This window comes from Algibacillus agarilyticus, assembly GCF_003286125.1.
Taxonomy (GTDB): Bacteria; Pseudomonadota; Gammaproteobacteria; order Enterobacterales; family Alteromonadaceae; genus Algibacillus; species Algibacillus agarilyticus.
The window spans coordinates 61,707-80,443 of record NZ_QMED01000025.1; the positions used below are offsets into that span (position 1 = coordinate 61,707).

Here is an 18,737-nt window from a genome sequence, read left to right on the forward strand (position 1 = left end):
GTATTTTAAAACGGTTAAATTATGATGAAGTATCAAGTACGACTATTCTCATTAACATCCCCATTAATATGGCTAAGCCTTGTTAGTTTATTAATAGGCTGTACCGAACCCAAAAGTGAATCGAGTGACAAAAAAATATCGTTCAATAACGATATTCGGCCCATTTTAAATAAAAGCTGTACGGGTTGTCATGGGGGGGTTGGTAAACAATCGAATGTCTCTTTTATTTATAGAGAAGAAGCCTTAGGTCGAGGGCATTCGGGTCGATTAACCATAGTACCGGGTGATCCAGATGCATCTGAATTAATCGTACGTGTTGAGTCAAACGATCCAAATATCCGCATGCCTTATAAAGCACCGGCGCTTTCCCAACATGAAATACAGTTACTCAGAACATGGATTGAACAAGGGGCAGAATGGGAAGAACACTGGGCTTTTATAAAGCCACAAAACCATTCAGTACCCACCGTACAAAAAACTGAACGGATCAATAATGAAATTGATGCCTTTTTACAAGCTAATCTAGAAGAACAGCAATTATCGCTAAGTGAGTCAGCAAATAAGACCACACTATTAAGACGTTTATCATTTGATCTGATTGGTTTACCGCCCACCGAAAAAGAGATAGATGCATTTCTTGCTGATGAAGGTAATAACGCCTTTGAAAAACAAGTCGACAGGTTATTAGCCTCGCCACGATACGGTGAACGTTGGGCCGCCATGTGGATGGATTTAGCTCGCTATGCCGACAGCCATGGCTATACTCGAGACGAATATCGCGAGTCGTGGCCTTACAAGCAATGGGTTATTGAAGCGTTAAATAACAACAAACCTTATAACGAATTTGTTATTGAGCAACTTGCCGGTGATCTCATGCCAAATCGTTCGTTAGACAATATAATAGCAACTGGGTTTCACCGGCAAACACCTTCAAATAGCGAAGGTGGTACTGACGACGAAGAATTTAGAATGGTTGCGGTAATGGATCGTAATGCCACGACGTGGTCGGTATTAAATGCCATGACTATAAATTGCGTGCAATGCCATTCGCACCCTTATGATCCAATCGAACACGATGAATACTATGCGTCGCTTAGTTTTTTTAATACCAGTAAAGATGCTGACTACCGAGATTATGAACCGCTTTATAAACTCGCTAAAAACAAGACCGAACATCAACTCGCTTTTGATATTCAAGAAAACTTAATTAAAATTCGTGAGCAAGAAGCCCAAAAAGCATTTGAATTAAACAAACAAACAGAAGCGCTTAGCCCCGATAAAAAATGGCAAAAAGTTGAAATAGAAACCGCGCAAGGAGACGAGCTACGAGGCTTATCGCAATACATTAAAGAAATGGAAGACAAAAATGCTGAACTTACTGCGCAAGGCAAAAAACCAAACTATCGCCATGTAGAGCTCGTAAAAGTGGGTAAAAAACGCATAGCTGAATTAACCAAGCAACCTGTGCGTCATTTTGAGATTAAAAATGGCGAATATTTTGATGCTGGAAAATACGAAGCACGGTTGTATTTTAATTTAATAAGTCAGGCTTTTGAACAAACAACCTTGGTCAATAATATTAAACTAACGGCCACACCACAAAACCCCGATAAAGCACGCCATACTCCCGAAAAACCGTTTCATATTGACGATATAAAACTTTATGTCATCAGAGCGAATGGTGAAAAAACACAACTGTCAATTAACACCCATATGTCGAACAGTACAGAAGTCATGGACGAGCAATTAACCCAATTAAGTAAACTTGATCGTCAGCATGATGGTTTATCAACCGGTGAAGGCGTGGGTTGGTTTGCCCATCGTATCTATTTACCACGTTGGACGGTCGCAGTTCTAAACCAACCACTTACACTGCAGCAAGGCGATAAGATCGAAGTCGAATTAGCCCAGATGCAGCGTACCATGTTAGGCGATGGTATACCTTCTCGCCTGCATCGTGCCCGTATCGATATCTCTGCCGATGCCGAATGGCTAAATTATGCCAACAGCGAACATAGAACCACACACGTAAAACACTATGGTGAGTTGAAAAATCAGCTTGCTTCGATTGAAGGTTATGGCATGCCCGTTATGCTGGAGCAAGACCGCTGGGATAACCGTGCGATGGCTAAATTTAATCGCGGAAACATGATAGCCAAAGTCGGTGAACTGCTTAAACCCAATACACCCGCCATATTCCCTCATTTTACTCAACAACCGAGTCGCTTAGGTTTAGGGCAATGGTTTTTTCAGCCTGACCAACCGTTAACTGCCCGTGTAGCCGTTAACCGTTTATGGCATCGATTATTTGGTATTGGCATTGTTGAAACACTTGAAGACTTTGGCAGTGCCGGCACGTCTCCTACTCACCCAGAATTGTTAGATTGGTTAGCGTTGCATTTTCAAAATGATTTAAATTGGGATATGAAAGCCATATTGAAAAAAATGGTGATGAGTCATGCTTACCAACAAGACGCCACGATTGATCCGACACTGCTCGAAAAAGACCCCAAAAATCAATGGCTATCCCGAGGACCAAGACAACGTTTAACCGCCGAAATGATCCGCGACCAAGCGTTATTAGCCGCGGATCTGCTCGTGAATAAAATTGGCGGCGAGCCAGCAATGCCGCCTCAACCAGACGGTATATGGGGACACCCAGGTAAAATAATAAAAGAATGGACCAATGCAACAGACGAGAACCGTTACCGCCGTGCGATTTACACATTTGTGAAAAGAGCGTTTATGTATCCGAGTTTTTTAACCTTTGATATGGAAACACGCGAGTTTAGCCATGAACGCCGCATTGCAACAAACACCCCACTACAAGCTTTAGTCACCTTAAATGATCCGGTTTATCACGAAGCGGCTCAAGCTTTAGGCAAGTTAATGCAAGACAAAGCGGCTAGTAGTATTGATTCAGCCATTGAGTTGGGTTTTAAACGCGTTTTGTCGCGTCAACCAAACAAAAACGAATTAGCCAGTTTGAACGATGCATTAAATGAAATTCAATTACAGCTTAAAACAGAACTCGCAGATAAAACGGAACAAACAAAACAGGCTAACACGTTGAGCTCAGGCAGTTGGACCGCAATGGCTTCTATCTTGTTAAATTTAGACGATGCATTAACTAGGTAACCCGATGAGAAATTTATTTAATCGATACAATCAAAACATGCAAGTTAGTGCAGCAGAAATACAACAACTGAAATTAAAGCAGCTGCAATTGCAAACAAGGCGTGAATTTATTACGAATAGCGGCGGGGTTTTAGGCGGTGCTTTTTTAGCTTCGTTAATGCCAAACCAAGCCATGGCAACGGCACAAACCTTAGATTTTAGTCGCCCCATCACTCAACCTTTAGCCCCGTTACCTCCGCAGTATCCGGCTAAAGCCAAACGGGTGATCTATATGCATATGGTTGGCGCGCCGAGTCAATTAGAGCTATTTGATTACAAACCTATTCTAGAAAAATATAACGGTAAAGCGACACCTCAATCTTATTTAGAAGGTAAAGAGTTTGCCTTTATATCGGGTACGCCAAAATTATTAGGCCCGCAGTTTCCGTTTAAACAGCACGGTGAATCAGGCGCTTGGGTTTCTGATCGTATGCCGCATTTAGCTAAGCATGTAGATGATATTTGTTTCATTAAATCCATGAAAACGAATCAATTTAATCATGCCCCCGCACAAATATTAACGCACACAGGTTCGCCTTTATCGGGCAAGCCTTCAATAGGGTCATGGGTCACTTATGGCTTAGGCACGCTTAATCAAAACTTACCTGGATTTGTATCACTTATATCCGGTTCTAACGCACCCGATGGCGGCAAACAATTATGGGGTTCAGGTTTTTTGCCCAGTGTGTATCAAGGTGTTGAATGTCGTTCGCACGGCGATCCTGTGTTGTATTTAAGTAATCCAGATGAAGTGAGTCGGCCTTTACGTCGACGAGTATTGGATGCGATTTCAAATATCAATAAACAAAGCTATGACGCTTTTGGCGACCCAGAAACCTTAACGCGGATTTCACAATATGAAATGGCTTACCGTATGCAAATAGAAGCATCAGATGCCTTTGATATACAAAATGAATCAGCTCAAACATTAGCTGATTATGCCGCTAAACCGGGCGAAGCCAGTTTTGCCAATAATTGTTTAGTGGCACGACGCTTAGCGGAACGTGGCGTACGTTATATTCAATTATTTGATTATGGTTGGGATTCGCATGGCTCAGGCAAAAATGGTTCGCTACATCACGGCTTTGTTGATTTATGTAAAAACACAGACCAACCCATGGGCGCGTTACTCGCCGATTTAAAACAACGCGGGCTGTTAGAAGATACGCTTGTTGTTTGGGGGGGCGAATTTGGCAGAACACCGATGCTCGAAAATCGCGGTGGACAAGATGCCCCCTTTGCCGGCAGAGACCATCACCCTGATGCTTATACCATGTGGATGGCCGGTGCTGGTATTAAAGGCGGCTACACCCATGGTGAAACCGATGAACTCGGTTATGAAATAGTGAAAGACAAAGTTGAAATAGCCGATCTACACGCCACTATTTTATATCAACTCGGTTTTAATCATTACGATCTTAATTATCGATTCCAGGGGTTAAACCAACGTTTAACTGGGGTTGAAGAGGCACACATTGTGTCGCAAATATTAAAATAAATGAGGTAAATATAATAATGAACAACACACCTCAAAATACAGAAAAAGCCAAGCGATATTTCATCATTGTTGGCTTGCTAAGTGTGCTATGGCTTGTTTTATTTGTTCGTAGTCAGCCTCATTGGATCCAACACATTAAAGAAGATTTAGGGTTAACGCCGGTTTTGCAAGCCAGTGACGATTCGTTTTATAACAGCCGAATTGACCCCATATTTGAAAAGTATTGTGTTGCCTGTCACGACAGCAATAAAGCAAAAGGCCATTTACGCTTAGATAGCTTTAGACAACTTAATTTTTCAGGCCGTAGTGAAGCTGATTTACGGCAAGCAGACCATAATTTATTGATTGAACGCATGATGCTACCCGAAACAGACCGACTTGCGATGCCTCCCTATGGTAGAGATAGACAAACAGAAGAAGAACTCGCGCTCATTAAGCTTTGGTTAACTAAAGGCAGTTCAGGCACGCTCACCGAAGCTGATTTTCCTGAAGCGCCCGCTAAAGCAAAAGTCATCACATTTACTGAAATAAACTGGCACACTATCGAGCAAAATCGTAAACCTTATGAGCAGCAAGTACACCAATTACAAAATCAATATCCGTTTGTTTTGCAGTATCAAGCACGCACATCAAACCTATTAATTGTAAACAGCTTTGCAATTAAAGCCCGTTTTGATGATCAGCTGTTAACGCAATTTAATAACGCGGTTGGGCCCATCATAGCCGAACTCGATTTATCAAATACTAAAATATCGTCTGACTCAATCACCACCCTACTAACGATGAGTCAATTAAGCACACTGAAAATACCCGGTGTCGAAGTTGAAAATAAACAACTGATTAAGTTAGCGCAACATCCGACACTTAAAACGTTATTAGTTGATGAGCAATGGGTCGATGAACATATCGAAAATATCTATACGCAACAATCAATTGAACTCATCAAAGTAAAGCAAGGTTAGTTAAATGAAAACGCTAAAAATATGGGATAGTGCGACACGTATTTTTCACTGGGCGCTGGTAATAAATATTGTTGCCGCTTGGTACACCATTGAAAATCGCTTAATTGAATTACATGAAATTGCAGGTCATTGCTTGATCGGTTTACTGGTGTTTAGATTAATTTGGGCAATATTGGGGTCTCGTACTTCGCGCTTTACCCATTTTGTTGTACAACCGTTTGCGGCTTTACGTTATTTAAATAAATCCATACGTTTACAAGCGCATCATCAAGTTGGCCATAATCCGGCTGGTGGGTGGATGGTGATTGTGATGATGTGTGTGCTTGGCTTTCAAGTTTTTTCAGGGTTATTAAGCAACGACGATTTAGGCTTTAGTGGTGCACTATCTGATCATGTTTCAAAAGCCTTGTCGGATACGTTTACCCAGCTTCACCGTTATAGTTTTAATGCCTTAGTTACCTTAATTTGGTTGCATTTAGTTGCGGTATTTTTTTACGTATTAATTAAAAAAGATAACCTAATTAAAGCGATGTTCACGGGCAAAAAAACAGTCGAACAGGCCCCTGTTAAACCCTTGTATTTTGCACCCACAAGTTTAGCGTTGTTGTGTGGCCTCATTGCGGGGGCTTTTTCTTACTGGCTCTTTTGATTGTTATCAAAAGGCTTTTAGTTTTATTAATTTAGCTTTCTTAATTTAGCTTTGGTTTTAGCTCAGTTATTTACAAAAAAATAGGCTTACAATGTATTTTATTAAAAAATTAAATAATCGCAGTAAACTCCATTTACTGTCTGCATCGGCTTTAGTTGTCTTCAGTTTATTAACGGGTTGCAATCAATCTCCGGCACTCAATACTGACAAAGTTGTACCCAGCGCATTATTAATCGAAGGTCATACACACCCTTTAAATGTGCACCATCAACATCCACGTTTATCTTGGCACGCCAATGTAAAGCAACAACAGGCTTATCAAATTCAAGTTGCCAGTTCAGTCGAAAACCTAGCGAATAATAAGGCCGATCTATGGGATAGTCATAAAGTAATCAGCGCCAAATCAGTCAATGTGGCGTATCAAGGTTTACCTTTAACCACTAATTCGGTTGTTTATTGGCGAGTAAGAGTTTGGCCAGAAAGTACGACAGAAAAAACAGCTAAACCCTCAAGGTGGAGCCAAGCCAGTACATGGCAGATGGGCTTACTTAATAAAACGGATTGGCAAGCTAAATGGCTACAGGTAAAAAAACCATCGCCCGCTCTAACACAAGCGCAAACAACCCAATGGATAAACCTCGTGGGTACGGTTGAAAAAGAAGACGGCAGTATCGCAACCTCTGCCATAGAACAACTGCACAAAATGCCGACAGCGAGTTTATTTCGACATGAATTTTCAATTGATAAAACCATTAAAAGTGCCAAATTGCATAGTACCGCGGGTGGGTATTATGAGATTTTTTTAAATGGTCAAAAAGTTAAAGACCGCATTATGGACCCAGGGCAAACCGACTTCGACAAACGCATTTTATACAACACCGATCGCGTTACTGAATTACTTAAAAACGGTCAAAATGCCATCGCTGTTCACTTAGGCAGTGGTTGGTATGATGAAGACATCGCCTTTAGTGGTTGGAAAAACCCCGATAGCCAAGGCGAAAAGCAAGCGCGAAAAACCTATACATTTGGTCAACCCACGTTTATTGCACAGTTAGAATTAACCTATAACGATGGGAGTCGCCAAATTGTTACCTCAAACGAGAACTGGCTTACACATGCCTCACCCGTCATCAAAGAAGGGATTTTTTCAGGTGAACTATATGATGCCAACCAAGCGATACCCGATTGGAATAAGGTAACCACAAGTCAAGACTGGTCAGATTGGCAGCCTGCTAAAGTGCTTAATGATTGGCCAACAAAAAAACTTGAACCGCAATTATTACCGCCGATTCGGCCTGTAAAAACCATGCAACCCCAACGCATTTTACAGCCAAAAGATAACGTATGGGTATTTGATTTTGGCCAAAACTTCACGGGTATTCCAACACTACATCTTGATCAATTAGCACTAGAACCTGGACAAGCGGTTTATTTAAGATTTGCTGAATGGGAAGACGGTAAAGGCAACATTAGTCAATTAAGCGGTGGTGGCTGGGCCACAAACTTAAATGCGGTTGACGGTTATATTGCAGCAGAGAACAACGCGGCACAGAACCCCCCCAAAAATTGGACGCCGAGTTTTACCTGGCATGGTTTTAGATATGTAGAAATAACCGGCTTAACCCAAAAACCTGCATTAAGCGCATTGAGCGCCCAGCTCGTTCGTAGTGATGTAGAACGTGTTGGACAATTTAAAAGTTCAGATGATTTAATCAATCGCATCCACAACACCGCACTCTGGAGCTACGAAAGTAACTTAATGAGTGTGCCACTAGATTGCCCAATACGCGAAAAAGCAGGCTGGACAGGTGATGCTCACGCTACGCTTATTACCGGTAATTATAACTTTAATATGAACGCCTTTTGGCCCAAATACCTTGGCGATTTTCAAACCGCATTACACACCGCGCCGGTTGTTGTGCCGGGTAAACGCACCGGTGGTGGTAAAGTAGATTGGGCAGTGGCCGAAGTTTTTATTGCTTGGGAGCATTATCGCCATCATGGTGATCCACAACTGCTAGCCAATCAATATTCAAGTTTGCTTAAATACATGACTTTTGGCCAAAGCCAAATGAGTGAGTATTTAATTAACAACGGTTATGGCGATTGGTGTGATCCCGTACCGGCTCCGGGCGTACCTCGTGTAGGTGGCAGGGGTACACCACAATGGACAACCACAGGTGTAACCAGCACGGCACTCTTTACGCAAGCAGCTAACTATATGAGCAAAATAGCGAATGTATTAAATAAGCCGGATGACAAAGAAAAATTCATCACTTTATATAAAAACCTAAGCCAAGGTTTTCATCAAGCGTTTTATGATGCAAAAACAGGCCATTATGGCAGTCAAACCGCTGATGCAATGGCTTTGCAGTTTGGTATTACACCGGTTGAATTGCGCCAAGGTGTAGCAGATGCCTTAAATAAAGATGTCACCGAGAAATGGAAAGGTCATTCATCTGTTGGTGCTCTCGGCCAAACCTATTTATATTTATCATTAAGTGATTATGGCTATGTCGATACCGCTTTCAATATATTTAAAGCCAAAGGTTACCCAGGGTATTCCTATTTATTTGATACTTTAAAAGGCACAACATTATGGGAGCGTAAAGGCGCTTTTGACCCGAGTAAAGGCCGAGGGCCTTTACGTTCACTAAACCACCCATTTCATGGCGGCTACGATGGTTGGTTTTATCAAGGTTTAGGCGGTATTCGGCCGATGGAACACAGTGTCGGTTTTCAAGAGTTTATCTTAAAACCGGTATTTCCACGTGATTTAAACGAAGTAGAAGTGAGTTATACCAGTGGTTATGGTGAAATAAAAAGCCGTTGGCAACGCCAAGGTCAGTCTATTTTTTGGCAATTTGAGATCCCAAACAATACCAGTGCTTGGGTTATGTTGCCCAATAAAAGCAAGCAAAAATATCAAGCCGGTAAACATGCCCTCAAGTTTGAATTATAAATAATTAAAATAAAACGTAGACCGGTTTAGCGACGTAGTCGCGTATGCCGGGTGTTCGGAGATGCGGAAATACGGGTATGTAAAAAACCTGCGTCAAAATATTTACCACACACATGGTGACGGTGGCTTACGCCGCTTCGCGCCTACCCCCCTACATAAACAAATCGATTTAGCCGTATTGAATGTTAAAACAAACGTAGACCGGTTTAGCGACGAAGTCGCGTAAGCCGGATATTCGGGGATGCGGAAATACGGGTATGTAAAAAACCTGCGTCAAAATATTTACCACACACATGGTGACGGTGGCTTACGCCGCTTCGCGCCTAAACCAACCAACATCAACAAATAGATATAGCCGTATTAAATGTTATAAAAACGTAGACCAGAAACAAAAAAGCCAGCTTAAATAAGCTGGCTTTGATATTGCTGTTGGTTACAATTTTGGCTTGTTTTATTTTTTAAACAATAACATATCTTTCATATCTGCGGCAGAAGCTGAGTTATTGCCACCCTTATCGGCTCCGGTTATCCACCAATAAACCATACCTGCATCTGAGCAATCAAATTTATTTGTTTGAAAGTTAACAACGCCGTCTTGTTCGGCATAAGCCATCATGCTCCAAATATAATGAATACGTTTATCATTATGGTTTTTTGCCCAATCCCAAGGATACATAGGCGTTTGTAAACCGACATTTTGATCACCGATTTGATGCTGCGTAATACCAAAATCCAAAATTTGCTGCCAGGTAAAATAATCTCCGCTATTATCATTAGCGGGGTGATGAGAAATAACATGAACATGTTTAATCACATCAGGGTTAGCCATCTCAAGTGCATAACCAATTAAATCAGGCTCGCCGGCTTCAATTATCCAAAGCGGATCATTAGCGGTTGAGTTGTTAATGGCATCTCGTAAATCTTCAGCGGCTCCTTGCTGATCAACTCGACAGTTATAATAATCACGTAAGTTTTCAAAAGGACCAAATAACTTAATACTTTCGCCACTTAATTCATGCAATTTTTGCTGACGACGCAATTCGTTTTTAGCATTAATGCGCTGAATGCCTTTATTACGGAAAGGGTCTAAATCACATGAATGTGAAAGATGGACTAATCTATCGTTTAAATTCGTTTGCTGTAATAATCCCATCATGACGGGAGTGGCACCAATATCATCCGGATCGGGTGAATTACCATCAATAACAATCGCTAATCGGCCTTTAGGCGGGCTAATCTTATCTAATGGTGCATTGGTGACATAACGTTCCCAAAAGGCATGAACAGAAGGTGCACGATGGCCTAAATCAAAAATCCACCAATTTTCAACAATGTCAGAAAAATCCACTCCACCTTGCGGTATTACAGAGTGCTTAAAATTAAAATCGGTTTTATCGATAATGCTTACGGCCTCTTGCCACATCGCACGGCTTTCGTCTCGAGTATTTTTAGGGCTTATTGCACTGGCTAACCACTTTTTATCTTCATTAACATATAAGGGCGTTAAAGCACCGCGTCGACCTTTACGGTTAAACTCTTTCATCGCTTCATTGCCATCGTTTACGGCTTGATAACGGGTTTTAAGTTTGACATAAGCAAGGTCAGCAGGCGTTGTTTTTTTCTCATTCCAGTCACTGTGTTGTACAACAATGACGTTATTTTTAATAACCGATTCACTCACCCCCGCTGTAATTAAAGCGTGAACCCAGTCACGAGTAAAATCAGATTGCCCTGCTTCTTGCACCCAAATTTTACCGCCTTGCGCTAGTACCGCTTTTACTCGGTTTTTAGTAAAGTTGACCGCTTTGTGCCAATTTTTTTGTGCACTTATCCAATCTTTACCTTCTTTACCAAAAGCTAAAGTAAATAAATTAGGCGCATCAATATAAGGGCCATTTTGGTTGCCAATGGCACCTGCAACCGCAATGTAATTAACCCCTTCCATATCAGCATGATCAAGCATAGAACCTAAGGCCGCAATCGCATGAATATCATCTGCGTCTGGTTTAGAGTCAAATTGAGCCACGAGTAAATCAACATGCGATCTGAAATGATAGCGTGGCAAATGAATTGCCTTAGCAGGCGTTAATTCAAGTTGTTGCCAACGGCCACGAGCCCAAGCGGTTCCGCCATGCTCTGGTATTTCGCCATTAGTATGCGCGATCGATTCAATCGATAACGTATCACCTTGCGTTAAAGCAATATCAGTCCAAGTATGCGTTTCGGGCTGAAAATCTTTGGGTGACCCTTTACCAATATAAGAATTTCGATAAATGCCAACAACTTTATTATTTGTTAATAAACGATATACCGATTCACCATCTTCTTCAGTTAAAGTGGTTAGCGTAATATCATATAAACCGGTTTTGCCGGTAAATTCATGATCGGCTTGTGCAAATAAATTACGGTATTCTGGATGAACCGCATTAATACTTAGCGCATCTGATCTTTGCTCTTTGTAATAAGGCACATCACCAGCATCGATAACCGAAAAATCTTGAATAGCTTTAAGCACGGTACGGTTAATATTTTCACTTGATAGGTTGTGTTTAATGGGGGTTTCACCTGCCCAACAAAGAGGCGCTACTGAAATAAGCAAAGGTAATAAAATTTTTATCATAGGTTCATTATCGTCTGTTAGTTATCGAATATATAGTCTTCTGGCTCAGGTTTTATGGTTCATTGTCAACGCTTACTCTCGACTTTGGCTCCTGCGTCGTTCTAACACCTAAATCCATTTAGGCGGCCCCAATCACATCGTAGAGCATATACTCATGACCTCTCGAAGCTTGCCTGCATGGATGCAGGTAAGGGGCGAGAGCAGGAAGCGGTAGCTTTGACGGCTTTGCTTACATGAATGTAAGTACTTAGGTTTCGTCTGGAACTCGAAACCTACCCCTAAAACCCGATCGCTTTGACTATAGGCGGTCGAAAATGTGTTGTTGCCTTCAAAGTATTGTTATTTGATGTAATCGTGTCTTTAAAGTTTATGAAAAGGTATATACCCAAACAATTAATTTAAAGAGTCATTAATATTTTATTATACGCCAACACAAATCATTAACAATCACAAATTTGCAACAAATTGAATTAAATATGATAAATATGATTTTAAAATGATTTTTATGCCGCGTTGATCCAATTTTTTTGTTAGTAATGAGACTTAGTAGTAATTAATATAGTCTTCTCGCTCAGATTTTATGGTTCATTGTCAGCGCTTACTCTCGACTTTGGCTCCTGCGTCGTTCTAACACCTAAATCCATTTAGGCGGCCCCAATCACATAGTAGAGCATATGCTCATGGCGTCTCGAAGCTTGCCTGCATGGATGCAGGTAAGGGGCGAGAGCAGGACGCGGTAGCTTTGACGGCTTTGCTTATCATGGATGTAAGTACTTAGGTTTCGTCTGGAGCTAGAAACCTGCCCCTAAAAACCCGATCGCTTTGACTATAGTCACTAAACTAACCTCAATTTAAAGCCCATTTGAACGGAGGCCTTGAAGTGAATGGGGTGTAACTCAAAAAAAAAGCTAATTTTTCTGTCCTTAGAAAAATTAGCTTTGCACACGACTCGAAATAACTCATACCTACACTTTGTGGCTTAGGTACAAGTCATTTAAAATATGGGGGTTATTGCAAATAATTTAAGCAGGCATCAACTTCGTTCGCCGAGCCCATAATAACGGCAACACGTTGATGAATATCATCCGGTTCGATATCTAAAATACGAGTTGTTTCTGTAAACGCTTTACCTTGTGCATTTTCAACTAACATCGCCAGTGGGTTAGCTTCATAAAGTAAACGTAATTTTGCAGGTTGCGTAGGGTTATTAATATTAGTTGGATAACAAAAAATCCCCCCTCGAGATAAAACACGATGTACATCGCCAACCATGGCACCGTTCCAACGCATGTTAAACCGCTTGTTGCGCACACCGCTTTCACCAGCCACTAAATCGTGGATATAAGCTTTAAACAACTCAGACCATTGTGTTTGATTAGCCATATTAACGGCAAATTCTTGTGTATCAGCCGAGATATTCATTTCAGGTTCGGTTAATAAATAACAACCTTGTGTTTTGTCTAAGGTAAACAAACGTGTAGGGCCACCGGTGGTCATGGCCAGCATAGTTGCAGGACCATACAAAACATAACCAGCACACACTTGTTCACTGCCCTTTTGAGCAAATTGTAATTTACTGTCAAAAGGAACATCATCGCGTGCACGGTAAATCGTAAAGATCGTACCAATTTGACCATTGATATCAATGTTAGATGAGCCATCTAAGGGATCAAAAGCAACAATGTAAGGTGCACCTTCTGTGGCGGCTACCACATAGTCTTCTTCTTCAGATGCTATCGTGCGCACTTTACCACTTTCAAATAACATATCTTTAAGCAACTGGTTGCTTAATACATCTAATTTTTTCTGTGTTTCACCTTGAATATTTTCATCTAAAGTTGAACCCAGTACATTCGATAATGCACCTTGGCTTACTCTAAACGAGATATCTTTACAGGCCGTCACGATAGTCTTGATCAACAGAATTAATTCTATTTCGGTTTTATCCGCTTCTAAACAAGGTATCAAACGCTTCATTTTTTCACCTCGTAACGATTTAAACAATTCAATTCAGTAAAAGACAGGACTAAACGTTTAGTCATTGACTGTTCTAATTTTCGCAACCAAACTCGAGGATCATAGTATTTTTTATTAGGCGCGTCAGCATCGCTAGGGTTGCCTATCTGTGTACGTAAAAAGGCTTTATTTTCTTGGTAATAATCTGAAACCCCTTTCCAAGAAGCCCATTGAGTATCGGTGTCAATATTCATTTTAATTACACCATATTCAATCGCTTCGGTAATTTCTGAAGTTGCAGAACCCGAACCGCCATGAAATACAAAATTAAGCGGATTGTGTGGCAAGTTGTGCTTCTCTGATACGTGCGCTTGAGAATTTTTTAATATTTCAGGTGTTAATTTTACATTACCCGGTTTGTAAACCCCGTGCACATTTCCAAACGAAGCCGCGATAGTAAAAGAAGAACTCACGGCATTTAACGCTTCATAGGCATATGCAACATCTTCAGGTTGCGTGTATAACAATGAGCTATCTAAATCGCTGTTATCAACACCGTCTTCTTCGCCCCCTGTGCAACCTAATTCAATTTCGATTGCCATATTTAACTTGGCTAAACGCGCTAAATATTCAGTACAAGTTGCTATGTTTTCTTCGATTGGCTCTTCAGAAAGATCAAGCATATGCGAGCTAAATAAAGGAACCCCAGTTTGGGCAAAATGTTTTTCACCCGCTTTCATCAAACCGTCTATCCAAGGTAATAATTTTTTGGCCGCATGATCAGTATGTAAAATAACCGGGACACCATAATGCTCGGCTACATTATGAATATAATTAGCCGCAGAAATAGCACCAACAATAGAGGGTTCATGGCCGGTTAAGGGTGAACCTTTACCAACAAAGAAGGCTGAACCACTATAAGAAAGTTGAATGATAATAGGCGATTGACATTCACGAGCCGCTTCGAGCGCGGCATTGATCGAGTTTGTACCAATCACATTGACGGCAGGATAAGCAAATTGGTTTTCTCGAGCAACTCGATAAAGTGTATCTAAATTTTTACCACTCACAACGCCAGGTGGTACCAAATCAGCTAAATTATTCATTAAAGCTCCAATATTTTTATATTAATAGACCCTTACGGTCTTAGGCTGTGTTTATCCGTTAATTATCTAGCGCTGATCTGTTAGTTCAAAAACATAACTAATAGCTACACAAAATAAATTAAATTCTGCGGGTGTTTTACCCAATAATATATTTCGTGAAACCACTAAAAATAATAATACCCGCTTACATTAAAAACCTAAGCGGGTATAAAAATTATTATTCGAGCTTAAACAATACCCGAACCGTTGCCGCCACTGTTAGGACGCTCAACGCCCGCTTGCGCTCGGTAACCTGATTTACGGTAAACCGCGATTGGGTCTATCGCTCCACCTTTGCGTAAACGCGCCATCGCTAAAATAGGCGATACATCTGTCGTAAACGCATGCTTCAATGTATTGCTACACATCAAGGCATCGTTTTCAGTTTGGTAACCTGTTAATTTCTCACGGTCTACTATCAAAGCCGATACGTATGAACGTTGTACGCTCGCCGCTGAATTAACTAAACTTTCTATTGGGTCTGTCACATTGTGTGATTGGTCCAACATGTAGTTCGGGCCAAAACCTTCTTGGTTACGGTATTCTGCATCCACTAATTCATTAAAAATTAAGAACTGTTGATACGGGTGTAAACTACCGCTGTCTAAATCATCATCGCCATATTTAGAGTCATTGAAGTGGAAACCACCTAATTTCTTAAATTGTATTAAACGCGACACTATCATTTCAATGTTCACGTTTGGCGCGTGATGGCCTAAATCAACTAATGATTTAGCTTGTGGACCTAATTCCATCGCCGCTAAGATGTTGCTGCCCCAATCTTGAATAATCGTTGAGTAGAACGCCGGCTCAAACATTTTATGTTCGATATGCAGTTCCCAATCACTCGGTAAACCCGCATAGATTTTTTTCATGCTTTCTAAGTAACGCTCAAACGCGCCTTGGAAATGCTGTTGTCCCGGATGATTTGAACCATCGCCAACCCAAACCGTTAACGTTTTTGAATCCAATGCTTTACCGTATTCAATACAATCTAAGTTGTGTTGTATCGCTAAATCACGTGAAGCTTGGCTGGTGTTACTTAAACTACCGTATTTAAAGCTATGCTCTTGACCCGGTTGGTCTTGGAATGTATTCGAGTTAATCGAATCCCATTTTAGGTTTAAGTTATCTGACGTTTGCTTAAGTTCGCTAAAGTCATCCACTTTATCCCACGGAAAATGCGGTGATACGCGCTCGGTACATTGCGATAAATCATTAATAACCGCGCTGTCTTCTAGTTTTTCCCAAATATTGCGTGGCTCGCCTTCACCTGGAAAACGGGCAAAACGTGTGCCGCCGGTGCCAGTGCCCCATGACGGTACCGCAATTTGAAACGTTTCCGCTTTGGCCGTGATGTCGTCAATATTGATGTTTTCACGCGCTAATTTTGCACCTAAAGCCGCGTAATCTTCTTTTAAGAAGCCTTCTAATTTTGCATTTTCTTCTGCAATTAGGCCTTTATCTATACGTTGAGTCATTTTTATGTTTCCTAATATCGGTTGTCTTGTTTACCCAAGTCAGGCTCTGCTCGCTTTTTAGCGTGCCGTGAACATCACTCGGGTAAAAACGGCTTAGCGTAAAAACGCTTCGTGTAAACCACCGTCTACACTAATGATTTGGCCTGTCGTTTTGCTTAACTGACCTGAAACCATTAAGTAAGCCGCTTCCGCTTGGTCGGCCGGGGTTATCGGTTGTTTGGTTAATGTACGTTGAGCATAGAACATCGCTAACTTATCGCGTAATTCATCATCTGAATCATCCGCAGTAAATTCAACGTTGTACTTAGTTAATGACGCTATCACACGGTCACGTGGGAACATGGTGCTGCCTTTAACAACGGTCGCGGGTGCTAAACCATTCACGTTCACTAACGGTGACAATTCAACCGCTAATTCACGCACTAAGTGGTTAGCGGCCGCTTTACTGGTGTCATAAGCCAATGAACCTTTCTTAGAAACCGCCGCATTAACACTCGTTGTTAACACTAACGCACCCGGTAAGTTTTGCGCTTGCCATATCTTGTTAGCTTCGGTGCCAACGATATAACCGCCTTTAACATTAACCGCAAAGCTCACATCAAATTGCTGGTCGTCACTCATACCCGATTGACCCGGCGCAAGGAAAACACCCGCCGTGACAATCACTTTATCAATACCACCATAAGCTAAGGTCACTTGCTCAAACATTTTTTGCACGCTATCACGCTCGGTAATATTTACCGCTTGCGCAATCGCTGGACCACAACCCGAAATACCCGTACCGGCAACACCGATACCTTGACCATAAATGGCCGTTAATTCATCTGCCGTTGCTTGTGCCGCTTCAAAACGTAAATCAGCACAAACCACATGTGCGCCTTCTTTGGCAACACGGAATGCGGTTTCTTTACCGATACCATCACCTGCACCGACAACCACAACCACGTCACGCGCTAATGGCGCTTCTTTTGGCATACGCTGTAATTTAGCTTCTTCAAGCGCCCAATATTCAATATCAAACGCTTCTTGCTGTGGTAACGCCGTGTATTCGCTAATCGCTTCTGCACCACGCATCACTTCTATCGCACAGTTATAAAATTCAGTGGTTACACGTGATTCTGATTTGTTTTTACCCCAACCAATAATACCCACACCTGGGATTAAGATAACCGTTGGGCTTGGGTCACGCATAGCCGGTGAATCATCACGCTTACAGTTGTTGTAATATTCAGCATATTCAACACGATATTGCTCGATACCCGCATTAAGCTTTTCAACTAAGGTGTCAAAGCTGTCGTTTTTCGGGTCGAAATCAATGTAAAGCGGTTGGATTTTAGTGCGTAAGAAATGGTCAGGACATGACGTGCCTAACTTCGCTAAACGCGGTGCATCAACGCTGTTAACAAAACGTAATGCATTTTCATCTGATTGCACCGTACCAATAAATTTAACTTTATTTGATAAAATACCACGGGCTACCGGTAAAAATTTAGCTAATAATTCAGTACGCGCGTCTTCTGGTAAACTTTCAACTTTTGCACCACCAAAGGTCATATCGCCTTTGTCGTGCTCTTCAATATAGCGAGCTGCCGTTTCAATCACCCATAACGAGGTTTCGTAACAACTTTTACTTTCTGATTCCCAGTTGGTATGGCCGTGCTGACCTAATAAAATACCAATACTGTCTGGCTTCGCTGCATAGGCGTCTTCACACACCTTAGCCGCTTCCCAACCCGGACGCATCCACGGTACGTAAGCCATCTTGCCGCCCCAAACCACTTCGGTTAAGGCTTCTTGGTCTTTACATGACGCGATTGCAATAACCGCATTAGGGTGTAAATGGTCAACGTGCTTTTCAGCAATCATTGAATGTAATGGGGTATCAATTGACGAAGCACGTGGGTTTAAGCAAAAGTTACAGTGCTTATACATGCCAATCATCGCATCTTCGCCTGCTTGCTTATAACCTTTGTCATCACGCGCTTGGTAAGTCGCATCTAAGGCGTTTAATTTACCTTGATATAATGATGAGAAATTCTCGACTTTTGATGTGCGTAAATCACCGCCAGAGCCTTTTACCCATAATACTTCAACGTCTTCACCCGTTAATGGGTCCTTCTCGATAAGCTTGGCTGACGTGTTACCGCCGCCCGTATTCGTAATGCGTTGGTCTGCACCTAAAACATTAGAACGATAAACTAAACTTTCGATTGGCGATAACGTATCCGCAACAGCATCATCCCAGTTGTAATCAACATGGCGAAATTCATTTTTTTTGATCGGCATT

11 protein-coding genes are annotated in these 18,737 nt (G+C 41.6%); 6 read left to right on the top strand and 5 right to left on the bottom strand.

The annotated features are described in order from the left end of the window. Positions 1-21: 21 nt before the first annotated feature. The 6 genes from DPX34_RS16580 to DPX34_RS21785 all read left to right on the top strand — a co-directional run bounded on the left by DPX34_RS16580 (position 22) and on the right by DPX34_RS21785 (position 9,474). Positions 22-3,138, top strand: coding sequence for a PSD1 and planctomycete cytochrome C domain-containing protein (locus DPX34_RS16580; protein WP_111979567.1), 3,117 nt, complete (start codon positions 22-24; stop codon positions 3,136-3,138). 4 nt (positions 3,139-3,142) lie between these two features. Continuing rightward, positions 3,143-4,675 carry a DUF1501 domain-containing protein gene (locus DPX34_RS16585; RefSeq protein WP_111979568.1) on the top strand — a complete coding sequence of 511 codons (1,533 nt, stop codon included), beginning with the start codon at positions 3,143-3,145 and terminating at the stop codon, positions 4,673-4,675. A 17-nt stretch (positions 4,676-4,692) separates the two neighbouring features. Next, positions 4,693-5,637 carry a c-type cytochrome domain-containing protein gene (locus DPX34_RS16590; RefSeq protein WP_111979569.1) on the top strand — a complete coding sequence of 315 codons (945 nt, stop codon included), beginning with the start codon at positions 4,693-4,695 and terminating at the stop codon, positions 5,635-5,637. 4 nt (positions 5,638-5,641) lie between these two features. Further along, positions 5,642-6,286 carry a cytochrome b/b6 domain-containing protein gene (locus DPX34_RS16595; RefSeq protein WP_111979570.1) on the top strand — a complete coding sequence of 215 codons (645 nt, stop codon included), beginning with the start codon at positions 5,642-5,644 and terminating at the stop codon, positions 6,284-6,286. 91 nt (positions 6,287-6,377) lie between these two features. Continuing rightward, positions 6,378-9,248, top strand: a complete 2,871-nt coding sequence (locus DPX34_RS16600) for a family 78 glycoside hydrolase catalytic domain (protein ID WP_111979571.1) — start codon at positions 6,378-6,380, stop codon at positions 9,246-9,248. Positions 9,249-9,309: 61 nt separating this feature from the next. Next, entirely contained in the window at positions 9,310-9,474 is a 165-nt protein-coding gene (locus DPX34_RS21785) for a hypothetical protein (RefSeq protein ID WP_157964768.1), read from the top strand. Between the two features lie 225 nt (positions 9,475-9,699). Here DPX34_RS21785 and DPX34_RS21920 read toward each other — a convergent pair whose 3' ends face one another. From DPX34_RS21920 to DPX34_RS16625, 5 genes are all read right to left on the bottom strand, one after another. Next, positions 9,700-11,868, bottom strand: a complete 2,169-nt coding sequence (locus DPX34_RS21920; RefSeq protein ID WP_198673734.1) for a hypothetical protein — start codon at positions 11,866-11,868, stop codon at positions 9,700-9,702. Between the two features lie 1,008 nt (positions 11,869-12,876). After that, on the bottom strand, positions 12,877-13,845 hold the full coding sequence (locus DPX34_RS16610; protein ID WP_111979572.1) for a class 1 fructose-bisphosphatase: 969 nt from the start codon (positions 13,843-13,845) through the stop codon (positions 12,877-12,879). Further along, on the bottom strand, positions 13,842-14,930 hold the full coding sequence (gene fbaA / locus DPX34_RS16615; RefSeq protein WP_111979573.1) for a class II fructose-bisphosphate aldolase: 1,089 nt from the start codon (positions 14,928-14,930) through the stop codon (positions 13,842-13,844). Before fbaA ends, DPX34_RS16610 begins: the two co-directional genes overlap by 4 nt. 227 nt (positions 14,931-15,157) lie before the next feature. After that, positions 15,158-16,450 (bottom strand): L-rhamnose catabolism isomerase, encoded by a 1,293-nt coding sequence (gene rhaI, locus DPX34_RS16620; RefSeq protein ID WP_111979574.1) that lies wholly within the window; start codon positions 16,448-16,450, stop codon positions 15,158-15,160. Positions 16,451-16,543: 93 nt separating this feature from the next. Beyond that, positions 16,544-18,737 (bottom strand): bifunctional rhamnulose-1-phosphate aldolase/short-chain dehydrogenase (locus DPX34_RS16625; protein WP_111979575.1); only part of this gene is annotated, 2,194 nt, incomplete at its 5' end.

What these genes read in the sequence shown, in the direction of transcription:
- DPX34_RS21920 (WP_198673734.1), bottom strand. Translation starts at nt 11,868, where the DNA reads ATGATAAAAATTTTATTACCTTTGCTTATTTCAGTAGCGCCTCTTTGT.
- DPX34_RS16595 (WP_111979570.1), top strand. Translation starts at nt 5,642, where the DNA reads ATGAAAACGCTAAAAATATGGGATAGTGCGACACGTATTTTTCACTGG.
- DPX34_RS16590 (WP_111979569.1), top strand. Translation starts at nt 4,693, where the DNA reads ATGAACAACACACCTCAAAATACAGAAAAAGCCAAGCGATATTTCATC.
- DPX34_RS16580 (WP_111979567.1), top strand. Translation starts at nt 22, where the DNA reads ATGATGAAGTATCAAGTACGACTATTCTCATTAACATCCCCATTAATA.
- rhaI (WP_111979574.1), bottom strand. Translation starts at nt 16,450, where the DNA reads ATGACTCAACGTATAGATAAAGGCCTAATTGCAGAAGAAAATGCAAAA.
- DPX34_RS16585 (WP_111979568.1), top strand. Translation starts at nt 3,143, where the DNA reads ATGAGAAATTTATTTAATCGATACAATCAAAACATGCAAGTTAGTGCA.
- DPX34_RS16600 (WP_111979571.1), top strand. Translation starts at nt 6,378, where the DNA reads ATGTATTTTATTAAAAAATTAAATAATCGCAGTAAACTCCATTTACTG.
- DPX34_RS16610 (WP_111979572.1), bottom strand. Translation starts at nt 13,845, where the DNA reads ATGAAGCGTTTGATACCTTGTTTAGAAGCGGATAAAACCGAAATAGAA.
- DPX34_RS21785 (WP_157964768.1), top strand. Translation starts at nt 9,310, where the DNA reads ATGCGGAAATACGGGTATGTAAAAAACCTGCGTCAAAATATTTACCAC.
- fbaA (WP_111979573.1), bottom strand. Translation starts at nt 14,930, where the DNA reads ATGAATAATTTAGCTGATTTGGTACCACCTGGCGTTGTGAGTGGTAAA.